Genomic DNA, 12,759 nt, shown 5'->3' with positions numbered 1-12,759 from the left:
AGCATTGATCTGGAGGCGTTGCAGGAACGACGAGTTACGCCCGATTGTCGCGTGAGGATGGAAGATTGAAAGGGCAGCTCTCAAAGCCAAGACACCAGGTCACTGACGATGTCGGCAACGATATTGCCGCCGTCGCTTACGTGCGCATGTCGACAGACCATCAGAAATACTCGACGGAGAATCAGCTTGACGTCATCAGGAAGTATGCTGTTGCTCGCGGTCTGAAGATTTTGCACGTCTTCGAGGACTCTGGTCGAAGTGGTCTTCGCCTCGATGGCCGAGAAGCTCTGCAAAGCCTGATGGCCGAGGTCACATCCGGTCACGCCGGATTCTCGGCCATACTTGTCTACGATGTGAGTCGCTGGGGCCGCTTCCAGGACGCGGATGAAGGCGCCTATCATGAGCACATCTGCTCCCGCGCTGGCATTCGGGTTCACTATTGCGGGGAGCAATTCGAGAACGACGGCAGCATCGGTTCCAACCTGCTGAAAACCGTCAAGCGCGTCATGGCTGGCGAGTACAGCCGCGAACTTTCAGTCAAGGTATTTGCAGGCCAATGCCGCTTGGTCGAACTCGGGTTTCGTCAGGGCGGCACACCAGGCTATGGCCTGCGCCGTGTGCTGATCGACGAGCACGGCAACACCAAGGGCGAGCTGGGGCGTGGCGATCGAAAAAGCCTTCAGACCGATCGTGTCGTGCTCATCCCAGGACCGACGGAAGAGGTCGACACCGTCCAGCGGATGTATCACCTGTTCGTGCATGAAGGGCGATCCGAGAGAGAAATCGCGGCTGCACTGAACGCAGACGGGATCGCAACGGACTTCGGCCGGCTGTGGACGCGGGCAGCGGTCCACCAAGTCCTGACCAATGAAAAATACATCGGCAACAACGTCTACAACAAGGTCTCGTTCAAGCTGAAGCAGCGGCGCGTCGTCAATCCGAGAGAGATGTGGATCCGGGCTGAAGGCGCGTATTCCCCTGTCGTCGATCAGGCTCTCTTCGAGCGAGCACGCGCGATCATCGACGCGCGCAGCCGGCACTATTCCGATGAAGAACTGCTAGCGATGCTGCGTGCCCTGCTCGAAGAATACGGCAGCCTGTCGGGCATCGTGATTGACGAGCATGACGAGATGCCGTCGTCGAGCGCGTATCGGTATCGCTTCGGCAGTTTGTTGCGGGCCTACGAGTTGATCGGCTACGAGCCCGATCGCGACTATCGCTACATCGAAGTCAACCGCGCCCTGCGCGACGCGCATCCACAGGTCGTCGCGGACGTCATGGCCGGAATTGCCGCGGCAGGCGGACGGTCCGAGCGAGATCCCATCAGCGATCTGATCCGCGTGAATGACGAATTCACGGCTTCGGTTGTCATCGCCCGCTGCTTCGAAACCCCAACAGGATCGTTGCGATGGCGAATCCGGCTCGACGTCGGTCTCGTCCCGGACATTACGATTGCCGTCAGGATGAACGAGGTGAACAAGGTTCCCCTCGACTACTACGTTCTGCCGGGCATCGACATGAGCCTGCCGCGCCTTCGTCTGGCCCATCAGAATGGGTTGGCGCTCGATGCCTATCGCTTTGAAACGCTCGATTTCTTCTATGCGCTGGCCGGGCGGGCCTATTTTTCGGAGGCCGCTTGATGCAAGGCAATATCGTCAACGGGAGCCAGAAGCAGGTAACCCTCATCCCGACCGAGCGGGTGCGCGTGCTGAACCCCCGCGTGCGCAATCGGCGCAACTTCGAGGAGATCGTCGACAATATCGCCAAAGTCGGATTGAAGCGGCCCATCACGGTTAGCAGACGACCAGGAACCGATCCGACGGAATATGACCTCGTGTGCGGTCAGGGACGGTTGGAAGCATTCATCCAGCTCAAGCAGAGCGAAATCCCGGCCATCATCATCAACGCCAGCGAGGATGAATGCCTGGTGATGAGCCTGGTCGAGAATTGCGCCCGTCGTCAGCATCGGGCGATCGATCTCATGCAGGAAATCGGAACCCTGCGCCGCCGCGGCTACAACGACCGCCAGATCGCCGAAAAGATCGGCGTCAGCCCGGAATACGTGAACATGATCGCCGGGCTGCTGGAGCGTGGTGAAGAGCGTCTGGTCTCGGCGGTGGAAACGGGGCTCTTACCGCTCAATCTCGCCATTGAAATCTCGCGCACCGACGACGACGGCGCGCAGCGCGCTCTGATGGACGCCTATACCGAGAAGAAGCTGCGGGGCAAGAAACTCGCGGCCGTCCGTCGGCTGTTGCAGCAGCGCAAGCGCCGTGGGCGCCATGTCGACGAAACCCCGTTCGGCCGCAAGGTCCAGCGACCACTGACGAGCGATGCGCTTGTCCGAGTCTATCGGCAGGAAGCCGACCGCCAGAAACTGATGATCAAGAAGGCGGAGGTTACGCAGAACCGACTTCTGTTTGTGGTGGAGGCGTTCCGTGCTCTGCGCGAGGACGAGCACTTCCTGACGCTTCTGCGCGCAGAGGGACTGGATTCCATGCCGGCTTGGCTGGAGAGCCGGCTGGTCGCGGGGGCGAGCTGATGAAACGCGAGCCGCGTCGCCCATCCGACACCGTGAAGATCGCCTTCGAAGAAGACTTCGTCGTCCTACCGATTAGCGCGATCCTGCCGGTTCACACGCTGCGCAAGACGGTGAAGGCGAGCCAGAAATACCGGCAGATCACCGCATCGGTGCGTGAGGTCGGCTTGGTCGAGCCGCCGGTGGTGGCCCGCGACAAAAGTAAATCCGGAACCTTCCTGCTGCTCGATGGGCATTTGCGGATCGAGATTCTAAAGGACCTCGGCATAACCGAAGTCGAATGCCTCATTTCAACGGACGATGAGGCGTTCACTTACAATAAGCGGATCAGCCGGCTCGCGGCCGTTCAGGAACACAAGATGATCCGGCGTGCGATCGAACGCGGCGTGCCCGAGGAGAAGATTGCCAAGGCGCTCGATATCAATGTCCAGAGCGTGCAGCGCAAGGTGCGGCTGCTGGACGGGATTTGTGAGGAGGCCGTTGCGCTCCTGAAAGACAAGCCGTGCCCCATCGGCGTCTTCGAGACATTGCGGAAGATGAAAACGCTCCGCCAGATCGAGGCCGCCGAGCTTCTCGTCAACGCCAACAACTACTCGGTCGCCTACATCTCGGCGATTCTGGCCGGCACCCCGCAGTCCCAGCTCATCGACGCGAGCAAATCGAAACGCCTCAAGGGTCTGACGCCGGAGGCCATGGCTCGAATGGAGAGCGAACTCAGTCGGTTGCAGGAAGCGATAACCTCGATCCAGGACTCCTACGGGAAGGACCACCTGCAGCTCACCGTCGTCAAAGGATATCTCGCAAAGCTGCTCGGGAACGGTCGCATCGTCCGCTACCTGATGACGCATCGCCCCGAGTTTGTCGGGGAGTTTCAGACTATTGCAGAAATGACGTCGACCTTGCCGGCCGAATTGTCCTGACCGCCGGTCTTGGCGACGACGATGGGGACCCGGACCCGATAAGCGCGGGGACCGCGGGAGAAGCCGCACGGTGGGGCGGATCAAGCGCGGTGGTGGGAATGGCGGCGAACCCGTTCGGAGCCCACAAGGCCGGCTGAGTTTTCGCCGGCCGGATGCCGGTTTGCACCGGCATTTCGATGCAGAGTGGGGCGTGCCGGACCAGGGATTATCGGCACGCCCCTTTTTCGCTCACTTGGGTGCGCTCCCGACGCCGGCACGCAGAGTGCCGAGGCCGAGCGCGGCGAGGATCTGAGTAAGCCAATCGGAGCCGACATCGACGCCAGGCACGTCGATGCCGAGCCCCTTCTCGACGATCACGACAAGGATCAGCGTCGCGGCGATGATGTAGGTGCGGTAGCCCGCGCCGAACTGCAGGATGGCGTTCATGGGTGGTCTCCAATGAAAGATGATCAAGCCTCGTTGACCGAGAGGCTGCCGGAAGAGCCGAGGACGATGGGGCGCACGTTCACTGGCCGGGCCAGGTAGGCGGGCCGGCGCACGGCAACGAGGCGCTGCTTGGAGAGACGGGAGATCGTCACGCGGTCGGACTGGTTTCCGCCGAGGACATGGAAGGCCGAGGTGTCATGGCCGACATAGAGGCCGACATGTCCTCCACCGCTGCGCTTGAAGACGAGGACATCGCCGAGTGCTGCCGCGCTTTTCGGGATCGCTTTGCCGAACGCGGTCCAGGCGAGCGCCGACAGGTAGAGTTTCGGCGGATTGCGTTCCGGCCGGCGTTCGACATTCGCCCGATGGGCGGTCACCGCCATGAACAGCCCGCACCAGGGGATCGCATCGGCGTCGTAGAAGCCGCCATAGTCTCGGCCGAGCCCTGCCGCCTGAAGCTCACGCTGCCAGCCGAGAATGCGCGGATTGTCCGCGTTGCCCGGCACCTCCATGACACCGAATTCTTTCAGGGCTTCGACCAGCATGCGCGGTCCCGGCTCGCTCGCGAGCCAGCGGTAGTCTTTGGGCAACATCGGGATCTCCAAACAAAAAAACCCGCCGGAGGGCGGGCTGGGTGGCGGGGATGGGTTGGAAGGTCAGGCGTGCTTCCGCTCGTCCTCATGGTTTTCGAGGCGGTCGATGCGCTCACGAAACTCGCCAAGCGTCGCCTTCATCTGGGCGATGTCGGTTCTGGCCTCGGCGACGACCTTGCGGCCGGCGATGTCGTTCGAGACGTCCACCTTGATCTCTGCGATCTCGCGGGCGTTCGCGGCGAAGCTCGCGTCGATCAGGGCAAACCGGCCGGAGAGCCACCAGGCGATCCTGACGAGGAACACGATCAGGATCAGAAGCTCGGCGATGATACTGCCTGCGACCATCCAGGTGATCGTGATGGCTTCGGGCGCGACGGTGACAGCCGCCGCAGGGACTGCGGACATGGTGACTCCTCTCAGGGTTTCGGGTTGGCGAACGCTGGCGCACACGTCGCCGACGGGCGCGAAGGGCGGGCGGAGCGCGGTATCCCCCGCAGGCGTGTGCGGTCGCGCCCACGGTCGCCTGTCGCGCGACTGTGGCCGGTCAGGCGTTGGGGGCCGTGAAGGCGAGCGCGTAGAGGACGAGGCGCACCTTGCCGCCGGTAAAGTTGCCGCCGGCGGCGGTCACACGGACGGGCGTGTCAGCGTAGAAAGCGGTTGGACCGATCACACCGATATTGGTTGAGCCCAGCGCGATCCCGAGCGAGCCGCCGAACTGGCTGGTGTTGCCGGCGACGCCGACCGAATAGGACGTCGCTCCAGTGATGGCCTGCGTGGTCCGCGACGCGACGGCGAGAACAATCATCCGATCGGCGATCACGACGGTGGTCGCATCGATGTAGGCGCCCGAGAGGGTAAGCTCTTGTTCGAGCGCGACGAGGCGAGTCGCCCCACCATTCGGCGTGCCGACGATCCGATCACGCCAGGCGCCGTCGGACCAGGTGAGCGTCAATCGCTCATCCTCGACATGGATCGTCCAACCGGCGTTGGGGATGAGGAAGGTCCAGGCTCCCGAAAGCCAGACCGCGATCTGCCCGGCCTTGCTCGCCCAAAGACCCGTCGGGCTTGCCCCGATGATCCAGCGCTCGCCCTCATTTGGACTGGCGGGTGGCGCGGAGAGGCTGCGGGTCTTCACCGCCGGCATGACGAGGGCATCAAGCAGTGCGAGCCCTTCATTGACGGTGACGTGCTTCTGCGCCTGGTCGGCCGCGAGCTGCGGCAGACCAAGATTGGTCGTCGGCATTGTCGTTCCTTCGGTTGGGAGATGAGGTCAGAGCGTGCTTGTGATTTCGGCACTTCCGCCCGGACCGAAGACGCGCGAGACCTGCGCCACGCGCCATTTGAGCGTTGCCGGCTGCGCCCCGAAATCCGCGACCTGCTGGGCCGCCGTGTAGAGAAGGTTCGCGCTCGTCACCCGCGTCGCCCGGAGCACGGTCGATCCGTTGAGGATCGCAACGTCGTATTCCTCGGCCTCTTCGCCGAGTGGAACCTCGGCAAACCAGGAATCGCCGCCGATGCGGCTGCGCCGGATCCAAGAGAGGCGCACATCGCCTCCGGTTTCGCGGCTGGCCCTCAGATGAACCGGCGTGAATGGCTTCAGGCCGCGTCCGCCATTGGCGAAGGGCAGCGACAGCGCATGATCGCCGGCGGGCCCTTCCGGCACGGGCGCCCCCTTGTAGGCGATCGTCAACCCGAGCCGCGAAACCGAGAACGTGGGGCGCACCTGCCGGGCGGGGTCGAGCATGATGAAGCGCGATCCGGCCGGATGGGTGACGACCTCGCCCTCGGTGCCGCGCTGGCCGCGCAGGAGGCGCGAGAGGCGATAGCGCCCGGCGGCAATCAACTCGGCAGTCGCGAACTGGACGATCTCGTTGCCGATCAGCGCCGCGTTCGATCCCGCCAGCACCCGCTCGTCGGGCAGAGATTGCAGTGCGCCGTGGTCGAGCTGAACCTCGACGCTGTTCCCGCGATCCCAAGTCCAGACCGGCCCGGAAGACAGAGTGGTCACCGTCGCCCCCATGGTCGAGGCAAGCGTCGCGACGGTCGCCGAAACATAATCGAGACCATCGGCTGTCGGCTGAAAGAGGCTTGCGCCCCGGAACCGACCGCCGCCGAGCGGACATGCCGCCATGTAGAAGGACGGCGATGATGCCTCGTGCGCATCGATGAGGATGGGCATATCGAGAAGGTCGATGCGCACGGGCGAGACCGGCTCGGGAGCGGCAGGCGGCAAGCTGCCCGATCCTGTTGGGACCGAGACGAAGTCCGGGTTGCCGCCATCGGTCGCCTGGCCGCGCACCAGCACGAGACCGGGCTTGCCATAGGTGACCGAAGTCACACGGTATCGCCGCAGCACGCCGTCGACCGGCACCTCGACGACGTTGGTCGGGTCGATCTTGAGCCCTCGGGTGGGCAGGCGAAGATCGATCGCCTCGCGCCCCTGCCACATCTCGCGCAACGCCCGCTGCCCGATGGTTTGCGCCTGCTCGACCGAAAGCACGACCGGCAAGGAGAAGGTCGTCACGCTGTCGGAGTGGCCGACCTGCTTGCGGATGGTAACGGTCGAGGACTGATAGTCGCGTCCCTCGTCGATGTGGACGATATCGACGGCGATCGGCAGCTCGGTATCCTGCGTGCGCTCGATTTTCACCCGTGAGCGATCGCTATCGCTGTCGGAGGCGCCAAGATCTTCAGCATCGATCGCTACGATGCCACTTCCGCCGCGCTTGACGAAGACGAGCTTGCCGTCGCGCTCGACACAATCGAAGAAGTAGGCCGTCTGAAGCACCGCGATCATGTCGCGGATCGATTTGCGTTCGGTCACCACATAGCCGACGACCTCGTCATCAAGCGCCGAGGCATCGAACTCGGATGCAAGCAACCCCGCACGCAGGCATAGATCGCCGACGATGTCGGAGAGGCGCATGTTGCCAATCTTTCCGTTGATCCAGTGACCGAGCCGGTAGTTCGCCCCGTCGCTCCAGACATTCGATAGCGTCGGGAACCATGGATAGGGCCGCGCGTCCCAACACCAGACGAAGCGTCTGGCCAGCATCGGTCCACCATAGGCGGGCGAGACCGGGTTGTTGGCCGGGTCGCGCCAGTATTCCTCCGTCGCCTCGAGCGCGGCGCGTTGGACGACACGGTCGACCGCGCCCGTCGAATAGTACGGCGCGAAGCTCTCGACCGATTTCGGGTCGATGAAGACGTTCGGCTGGTTGGTGGCGCAGTTCACCGTCGGAAAGCCGATCTCCGTGAACCAGATCGGCTTGGCGCGCGGCGTCCAATCCGTCGGCGACCCAGTCGGGACGCCGGCGACCCTTGGGATGTGAGTGTTCTCCCACCACCAGCGCAGCGCCTTGATCGCCCAGAAGGGCTCAGAGATCGGCGACCGGATCGGCGCAAGCCCACGCCGGTCGAGATCGCGGTCGGAGGGGCTCGCATAGTAGTAGTCGACGAGTTCACCGCCCTGCCAGCCAGCCTTGATCGCTTCCTTGTCCTGGACAGCGCACGGCGCGTCGGTCAGCGGGAAATAGGCGTCGATCCCGACGACATCGATACTCGGATCGGCCCAGAGTTCATCGAGCGGGAAATCGACATCGCCGCCGCCACGGTCGTGATAGCGATATTCCGACCAGTCGGCGCAATAGGTCACCTTGCAGGCAGAGCCGAGACGGCTCTTTGCCTCTGCGGCGATCTGCTTCCAATAGGCCACGGCTGGATAAGCTCCGCCGGCGTCCCGGATGCGATTGAGGGCGACCATTTCCGAACCGATCGCAAAGCCATCGATACCGCCTGCCTGCTCGCAGAGCGTCATTCCGTGCCGGATGAGCCGCAGATATCCATCGGCACGGGTGAAGAAGCCGGGCACGTCCGCGGCGGCGCCGGTGATGCGCCCGCGCCACGGAAAAGGCGCCGGATCGGGCGGCGGGATGTCCATCAGGATGAACGGGTAGAACAGAACCTTCAGGCCGCGCGCCTTCAGATCCTGAATCGCGCGCACAACGGCACCGTCGGCGATTGTCCCGCCATAATAGAGGCCGAGCGAACCGTCAGGATAGGTATAGGACGAGACCATCGGCCAATGCGGCAGGTCGGAGATCCCACCATCCATGCCGAAGAGTGGACGGCCGATGCCGGCGACGCTCCAGACATAAGGGCGGCTCTCCGGCACCTGATCGGCATAGACGCCCGTCTCGCATTCCGGGCGCAACGAACAGGTCGCGACATCGAGCGACGTGCCAAACCAAGCATAGACCAGCGAGATCCATTCGACGTTCGGCAGTTCGCGCTGCAGATTGTCGATCGCGACCGAGAAGTCGGCGCGCTTCTGGCCGGCATGGGCGTTGATCGCCGCCTTGAAGCCGCTGCCCGCACCATGCCGGTTCGAGAACACGACGTCCGGATCGTAGGCAAACTCGCCCGATGCCGGGATGAGGCATACGCTCTCGACGAGATGGCGCGCATCCGAGGTGCCAGCGGGCGATCCGCGAAACACCTCGATCTCGAAGTTCGGAAAGCGGTTGCCATAGGCGGTGAGATAGAGATTTTCGAGAACGACATAGGCCGTGCCACGGAACGCCGGCGTGCGGTCCGAGCCTTCGACCGCCTGGATCAGCGGATCGGGGCTTTGCGTCTGGTCGCCATAGTAGATGCGGACCTCGTCGACATCATCGGAATCGATCGGCTTGCCGTCGACCCAGATGCGGTAGACCGAGGTCAAGGGCCCTTCGCCGAGACCGAGCGCCACATCGGCGTAGTAGTGGTAGCTGGTCGTGACGACGGTCTGCGATCCGCCGCCACCACCTTTGCCGCCGCCACCGACCGTTTCGGTGGTCGTGCGTACCTCCTCACGAATGCCGCGTGCCCAGATGATGTTGGCCGGGATCCGCCCTCGGCCATAGACATTCGGCCGGGCCAGTCCATAGGCCGATCCCGAGAGCCGGACATTGGTGACCTTGCCTTCTTCCCGCGTCTGACGGTTGGTCTGTGGGCCGAACAGCTGCTGGTCGAGGATGCCACCAATCGTCGCGCCAAAAAGCGCGCCGAGACCCTGGCCGAAGGCTCCACCCACCGCCTGGCCGAGCGCGCCGCCCGCCAAGGTGAGCACGAGCTGGGCCATGGATCAGGTCACCACTTCGAAAGAGAGCTGGGGAAGCCGATTGCCGTAAGGCGTGATGTGCAAGCGTTCGAGGACGATATAGGCGAGCCCGCGATAGGCCGGGGTGTTCGCGACACCCTCGACGGCTTGGATCAGGGGATCCGGTCCCTGTGAACCGGAACCGGTGTAGACGCGCATGTCGGATACATGGGCTGGATCGAGTGCATTGCCATCCGCAAAGGCGCGCGGCACCGAGGCGATCGGCCCCTGGCAGAGCCCGACCGCCACGTCGCAATAATAGTGGTATTCCACGGTCGTTGTCGTCGTGCTGCCACTGCCGCCCCCCTTGCCACCGCCGCCGACCGTCTCGGTCGTGGTGCGCGTTTCTTCCTCGAAACCACGCATCCAGATGATGTTCGAGGAAAGGCGCCCCTTGCCGTAAAGCGCCGGAATCACGCTGCCATAACTCGACGACTGGACGCGCAGATCCTGCAGTCGCGCGCCGTAGATCGTTTGATCGGGCGTGCCTGAACCGAAGATCTGCTGGTCGACCATACCTCCGACATAACCGCCGATCGCGCCGCCAATGGCGCCACCGATGCCGGGCAGCAGCAGATTGCCGAGGACGTAGCCGCCGATGGTGAGGACGATGCGGGCCATTATTCACTTCGACCTTTGAGTGGTCAGCCTGGACAGGCATCGTCCGGAAATTGACCGAAAGCTGTTTCTCATGAGACGCGCTTTCAAAGGCACGATTGCGCTATCACCTGCGTCGAAGCTGCGGCCCTCGAGATCCTCACCACCGCCGACGCCGCAGCGTGGCAGGTATTCGTGATCGTCGTGGCGCGATGCTATCTTCGTCGTCACCTGGGCGGTGGCGTTGATGGCAACAAAACGGGGCGGCGATGGACGAGATCGATGATCACGACGGGCCCATGCCGCGCGAGCCTGAGGAGATCGAGACGCACGAACTTGATCAGGCCCTGCGCGCACTGAAGCTGCTCGGCGACGATCCCTACCTCGGCATGCAGGCCACGAACGTCGCGCTCGTTGACGGCTTCCTCATGCAGATGGAGAGCGAGGCCCGCGCCTACCGCTCCGCTGACGGGGGCATCGACATCGGCCACGCGATGCTGCTGAACGCGCTCAGCCAGCAGTGGCTCTTCGCCGTCTACGAGCTCCTGCGAACGTGGCGCGAGCGCGCCAAGGACGTTCTGAAGTGGAAGGCCAGTGGCGGCCTCGAACTCAAAGCGGCCGCACTGGAGGAGAAGGGTAAGCCGAGCGACCTGAACCTCGGACGGGACGCCTTCGCCCGCGTGCTCCGTTGCATCATCGCGGACCCAGCGATCACGAAAGAAATCGAAGACGACTTGGCGCGCACGCACGTGCTGTTCCGACAGCTCGAATTTCTGCGCGTGGCCCTCGCCAAGCATGAAGTTTCAGGTCGCCCGAAGCTGTTCGCCCGGGCACCCGGCTACGCCCGGATCGACATGTGGACGGGCTCGATGTCCTATGAACTCTCGAACGACTTCGCGATCTTGGACGAGGTCACACGCCGCTCATTTAGCGACGGCATCCGGGCGCTCGCGACGGATCGGACCGTCCCGACCAAGGAGAGCCTTGCCAGCTACGACGCGTTCATGGCCATGAAGCCGGGTGACGTGCCGGACTTTACGGCGCCGCCGGGTCCCCCCGCCCCAGATAGATAGTGCCGTCATCCAGCGGCAGCGCGTCGGACAACCTCTACCGGTCACCGTCGACGAAGCCGTAGGGCACCCGCCTCGGCTGTTGCGCAGTCCGACGTGTGCACAGCTAGTCGACGCCTCGGCCGCGATGGCTTGAAGCCTAGCTGCTAAGGCTAACCAAGTGGGCATTCCAGACGTCAGCTCAGGACGCCTGGCTGTCCTCCTTGATCCCGGGCAGCCGGAACGCATGCCTCAGCTTTGGCTGCCACCCGTCCGAGAATGCATGCTCGACGACGCGTCCGGCTTCCTGGTAGCAATGGATCAGCCCGCCTTCGGGCGTGAGAAGCGCGCAGTGGTGTGCTGGGCCCTTGCCGGCACCGAAGAGCAGGATGTCGGAGGGGATAGCGTCTGCAGGGTCGATCTCCTCGGCGACCGCCTTGAAGCCGAGATACATGCGCGGCTCGGCCCGGTAGAGATGCCAAGTCGGCGTGTAGTCGAGCGGAATATCGACTTTGCCGAGGAACGGCTCTGCCACTCCCCGGATGAAGCCGATGCAGTCGCATCCCACCCCTTTGACCGAGGCCTGATGATGCCAGGGCGTGCCGAGCCATGTTCGGGCCTCGGCGATAACGTCGTCGCGGGTGAACATCAGTCACGCACCGGATAGCTGAAAACCTTGTCGTTGCCGGGGATGTGCGGCTCGCCCCGGAAGTTCAGGACGTTGGAGAAGCGGCTGTGGCAGGTCTCAATGGTCTTGTCACACCCGGCGACGAGGCGGACCTGATCCCCGATGGCAATCGGTCGGGACATCGGTGTGAAGAGCGTCACCGACTGCCCGATCTGGGACAGGATCTCGGTCGCTGCCCCGGCATTGGCGCCGGTGAGGAAGGTGCAGATGCCGAACGTGTAGAAGCCTGACGAGCGCGCCGTCGGTACAGTAAACGTGTCGCCGGACGCGACCGCCGAGATGGTGAGCGTCTCGGTGAGCGGCACGAGGTCCACGGTGCATTCGGCCGATCCGAGATCGGTGCGGCAGAGCCGCGAATAGAGCTGGCCGGAGGTCTGCTGGAGCCGATTGGCGATGCCCCGCACTTCGGCTGAAAAGCGTTGATCCGCGCGCTTCACTTCGCCGAGCCAGCCGCGACGCAACAGGACATGCCCTTGCGCGAGATCGGCCCAGTTGACCAGCATGATGTCGATGCGCGCGCCATCGAAGCGTCCCGCCGTCAGGTCCTCGGGCTTCAGGGCGTCATCGTCGAGGAAACCGTCGACATCGAGGTTGTCGACGGAGAGGTCGGCGCCGGACTTGATCGCGGAGGGCAGAAAGCCGGTCGAGGCGACGTAGTTGAGGCCGAGATAGGCGATGTCCTGATCGTGGTCCGTAAAGCCGCGCACCCAGCCGTCGGCGCGTTCGAGACGCCAGAGGCAGGCAAGCGTCGTGACCTCGCCGTCGAGATGAGCGGCAAGGCTGGAACTCATGGTCTTCATGGGGAAT

12 protein-coding genes are annotated in these 12,759 nt (G+C 63.6%); 4 read left to right on the top strand and 8 right to left on the bottom strand.

The window, feature by feature from the left end; all coding sequences use genetic code 11:
* Positions 1 to 65: 65 nt before the first annotated feature.
* The 3 genes from ACWH43_RS20405 to ACWH43_RS20395 are packed head-to-tail and all read left to right on the top strand — an operon-like array spanning position 66 to position 3,459.
* Complete coding sequence (locus ACWH43_RS20405) at positions 66 to 1,640, top strand: recombinase family protein (protein WP_260349109.1); 1,575 nt, start codon at positions 66 to 68, stop codon at positions 1,638 to 1,640.
* Positions 1,640 to 2,542 carry a plasmid partitioning protein RepB C-terminal domain-containing protein gene (locus ACWH43_RS20400; RefSeq protein WP_260349110.1) on the top strand — a complete coding sequence of 301 codons (903 nt, stop codon included), beginning with the start codon at positions 1,640 to 1,642 and terminating at the stop codon, positions 2,540 to 2,542. The genes ACWH43_RS20405 and ACWH43_RS20400 overlap by 1 nt, the downstream gene beginning before the upstream one ends.
* Entirely contained in the window at positions 2,542 to 3,459 is a 918-nt protein-coding gene (locus ACWH43_RS20395; protein WP_260349111.1) for a plasmid partitioning protein RepB C-terminal domain-containing protein, read from the top strand. The genes ACWH43_RS20400 and ACWH43_RS20395 overlap by 1 nt, the downstream gene beginning before the upstream one ends.
* Before the next feature lie 228 nt (positions 3,460 to 3,687).
* Here ACWH43_RS20395 and ACWH43_RS20390 read toward each other — a convergent pair whose 3' ends face one another.
* From ACWH43_RS20390 to ACWH43_RS20365, 6 genes are all read right to left on the bottom strand, one after another.
* Positions 3,688 to 3,885: a hypothetical protein gene (locus ACWH43_RS20390; RefSeq protein ID WP_144341271.1), complete on the bottom strand. Its 198-nt coding sequence runs from the start codon at positions 3,883 to 3,885 to the stop codon at positions 3,688 to 3,690.
* Between the two features lie 23 nt (positions 3,886 to 3,908).
* Positions 3,909 to 4,430 carry a TIGR02594 family protein gene (locus ACWH43_RS20385; RefSeq protein ID WP_260349114.1) on the bottom strand — a complete coding sequence of 174 codons (522 nt, stop codon included), beginning with the start codon at positions 4,428 to 4,430 and terminating at the stop codon, positions 3,909 to 3,911.
* Positions 4,431 to 4,541: 111 nt separating this feature from the next.
* Positions 4,542 to 4,883, bottom strand: a complete 342-nt coding sequence (locus ACWH43_RS20380; protein WP_144341272.1) for a hypothetical protein — start codon at positions 4,881 to 4,883, stop codon at positions 4,542 to 4,544.
* Between the two features lie 139 nt (positions 4,884 to 5,022).
* Positions 5,023 to 5,721, bottom strand: coding sequence for a DUF2793 domain-containing protein (locus ACWH43_RS20375; protein ID WP_260349117.1), 699 nt, complete (start codon positions 5,719 to 5,721; stop codon positions 5,023 to 5,025).
* A 27-nt stretch (positions 5,722 to 5,748) separates the two neighbouring features.
* Positions 5,749 to 9,600: a baseplate multidomain protein megatron gene (locus tag ACWH43_RS20370; protein WP_448153610.1), complete on the bottom strand. Its 3,852-nt coding sequence runs from the start codon at positions 9,598 to 9,600 to the stop codon at positions 5,749 to 5,751.
* Between the two features lie 3 nt (positions 9,601 to 9,603).
* Complete coding sequence (locus ACWH43_RS20365; RefSeq protein ID WP_158445330.1) at positions 9,604 to 10,239, bottom strand: hypothetical protein; 636 nt, start codon at positions 10,237 to 10,239, stop codon at positions 9,604 to 9,606.
* Between the two features lie 245 nt (positions 10,240 to 10,484).
* Between ACWH43_RS20365 and ACWH43_RS20360 the strand changes: the two genes are divergently transcribed.
* On the top strand, positions 10,485 to 11,288 hold the full coding sequence (locus ACWH43_RS20360) for a hypothetical protein (RefSeq protein WP_158445331.1): 804 nt from the start codon (positions 10,485 to 10,487) through the stop codon (positions 11,286 to 11,288).
* A 178-nt stretch (positions 11,289 to 11,466) separates the two neighbouring features.
* Here ACWH43_RS20360 and ACWH43_RS20355 read toward each other — a convergent pair whose 3' ends face one another.
* Positions 11,467 to 11,913 (bottom strand): peptidase P60, encoded by a 447-nt coding sequence (locus ACWH43_RS20355; RefSeq protein ID WP_260349119.1) that lies wholly within the window; start codon positions 11,911 to 11,913, stop codon positions 11,467 to 11,469.
* Positions 11,913 to 12,752 (bottom strand): DUF2163 domain-containing protein, encoded by an 840-nt coding sequence (locus ACWH43_RS20350; protein ID WP_158445333.1) that lies wholly within the window; start codon positions 12,750 to 12,752, stop codon positions 11,913 to 11,915. The genes ACWH43_RS20355 and ACWH43_RS20350 overlap by 1 nt, the downstream gene beginning before the upstream one ends.
* Positions 12,753 to 12,759 lie beyond the last annotated feature (7 nt).

This window comes from Allobosea minatitlanensis (assembly GCF_964020775.1).
Note: the sequence above shows the minus strand (reverse complement) of the source record. Positions and strands in the feature narration are given on the sequence as shown.

Excerpts from the sequence above, each read along its gene's own strand:
- ACWH43_RS20400 (WP_260349110.1), top strand. The coding sequence starts at position 1,640 with ATGCAAGGCAATATCGTCAACGGGAGCCAGAAGCAGGTAACCCTCATC.
- ACWH43_RS20390 (WP_144341271.1), bottom strand. The coding sequence starts at position 3,885 with ATGAACGCCATCCTGCAGTTCGGCGCGGGCTACCGCACCTACATCATC.
- ACWH43_RS20365 (WP_158445330.1), bottom strand. The coding sequence starts at position 10,239 with ATGGCCCGCATCGTCCTCACCATCGGCGGCTACGTCCTCGGCAATCTG.
- ACWH43_RS20380 (WP_144341272.1), bottom strand. The coding sequence starts at position 4,883 with ATGTCCGCAGTCCCTGCGGCGGCTGTCACCGTCGCGCCCGAAGCCATC.
- ACWH43_RS20370 (WP_448153610.1), bottom strand. The coding sequence starts at position 9,600 with ATGGCCCAGCTCGTGCTCACCTTGGCGGGCGGCGCGCTCGGCCAGGCG.
- ACWH43_RS20360 (WP_158445331.1), top strand. The coding sequence starts at position 10,485 with ATGGACGAGATCGATGATCACGACGGGCCCATGCCGCGCGAGCCTGAG.
- ACWH43_RS20355 (WP_260349119.1), bottom strand. The coding sequence starts at position 11,913 with ATGTTCACCCGCGACGACGTTATCGCCGAGGCCCGAACATGGCTCGGC.
- ACWH43_RS20385 (WP_260349114.1), bottom strand. The coding sequence starts at position 4,430 with ATGCTGGTCGAAGCCCTGAAAGAATTCGGTGTCATGGAGGTGCCGGGC.
- ACWH43_RS20350 (WP_158445333.1), bottom strand. The coding sequence starts at position 12,752 with ATGAAGACCATGAGTTCCAGCCTTGCCGCTCATCTCGACGGCGAGGTC.
- ACWH43_RS20375 (WP_260349117.1), bottom strand. The coding sequence starts at position 5,721 with ATGCCGACGACCAATCTTGGTCTGCCGCAGCTCGCGGCCGACCAGGCG.
- ACWH43_RS20395 (WP_260349111.1), top strand. The coding sequence starts at position 2,542 with ATGAAACGCGAGCCGCGTCGCCCATCCGACACCGTGAAGATCGCCTTC.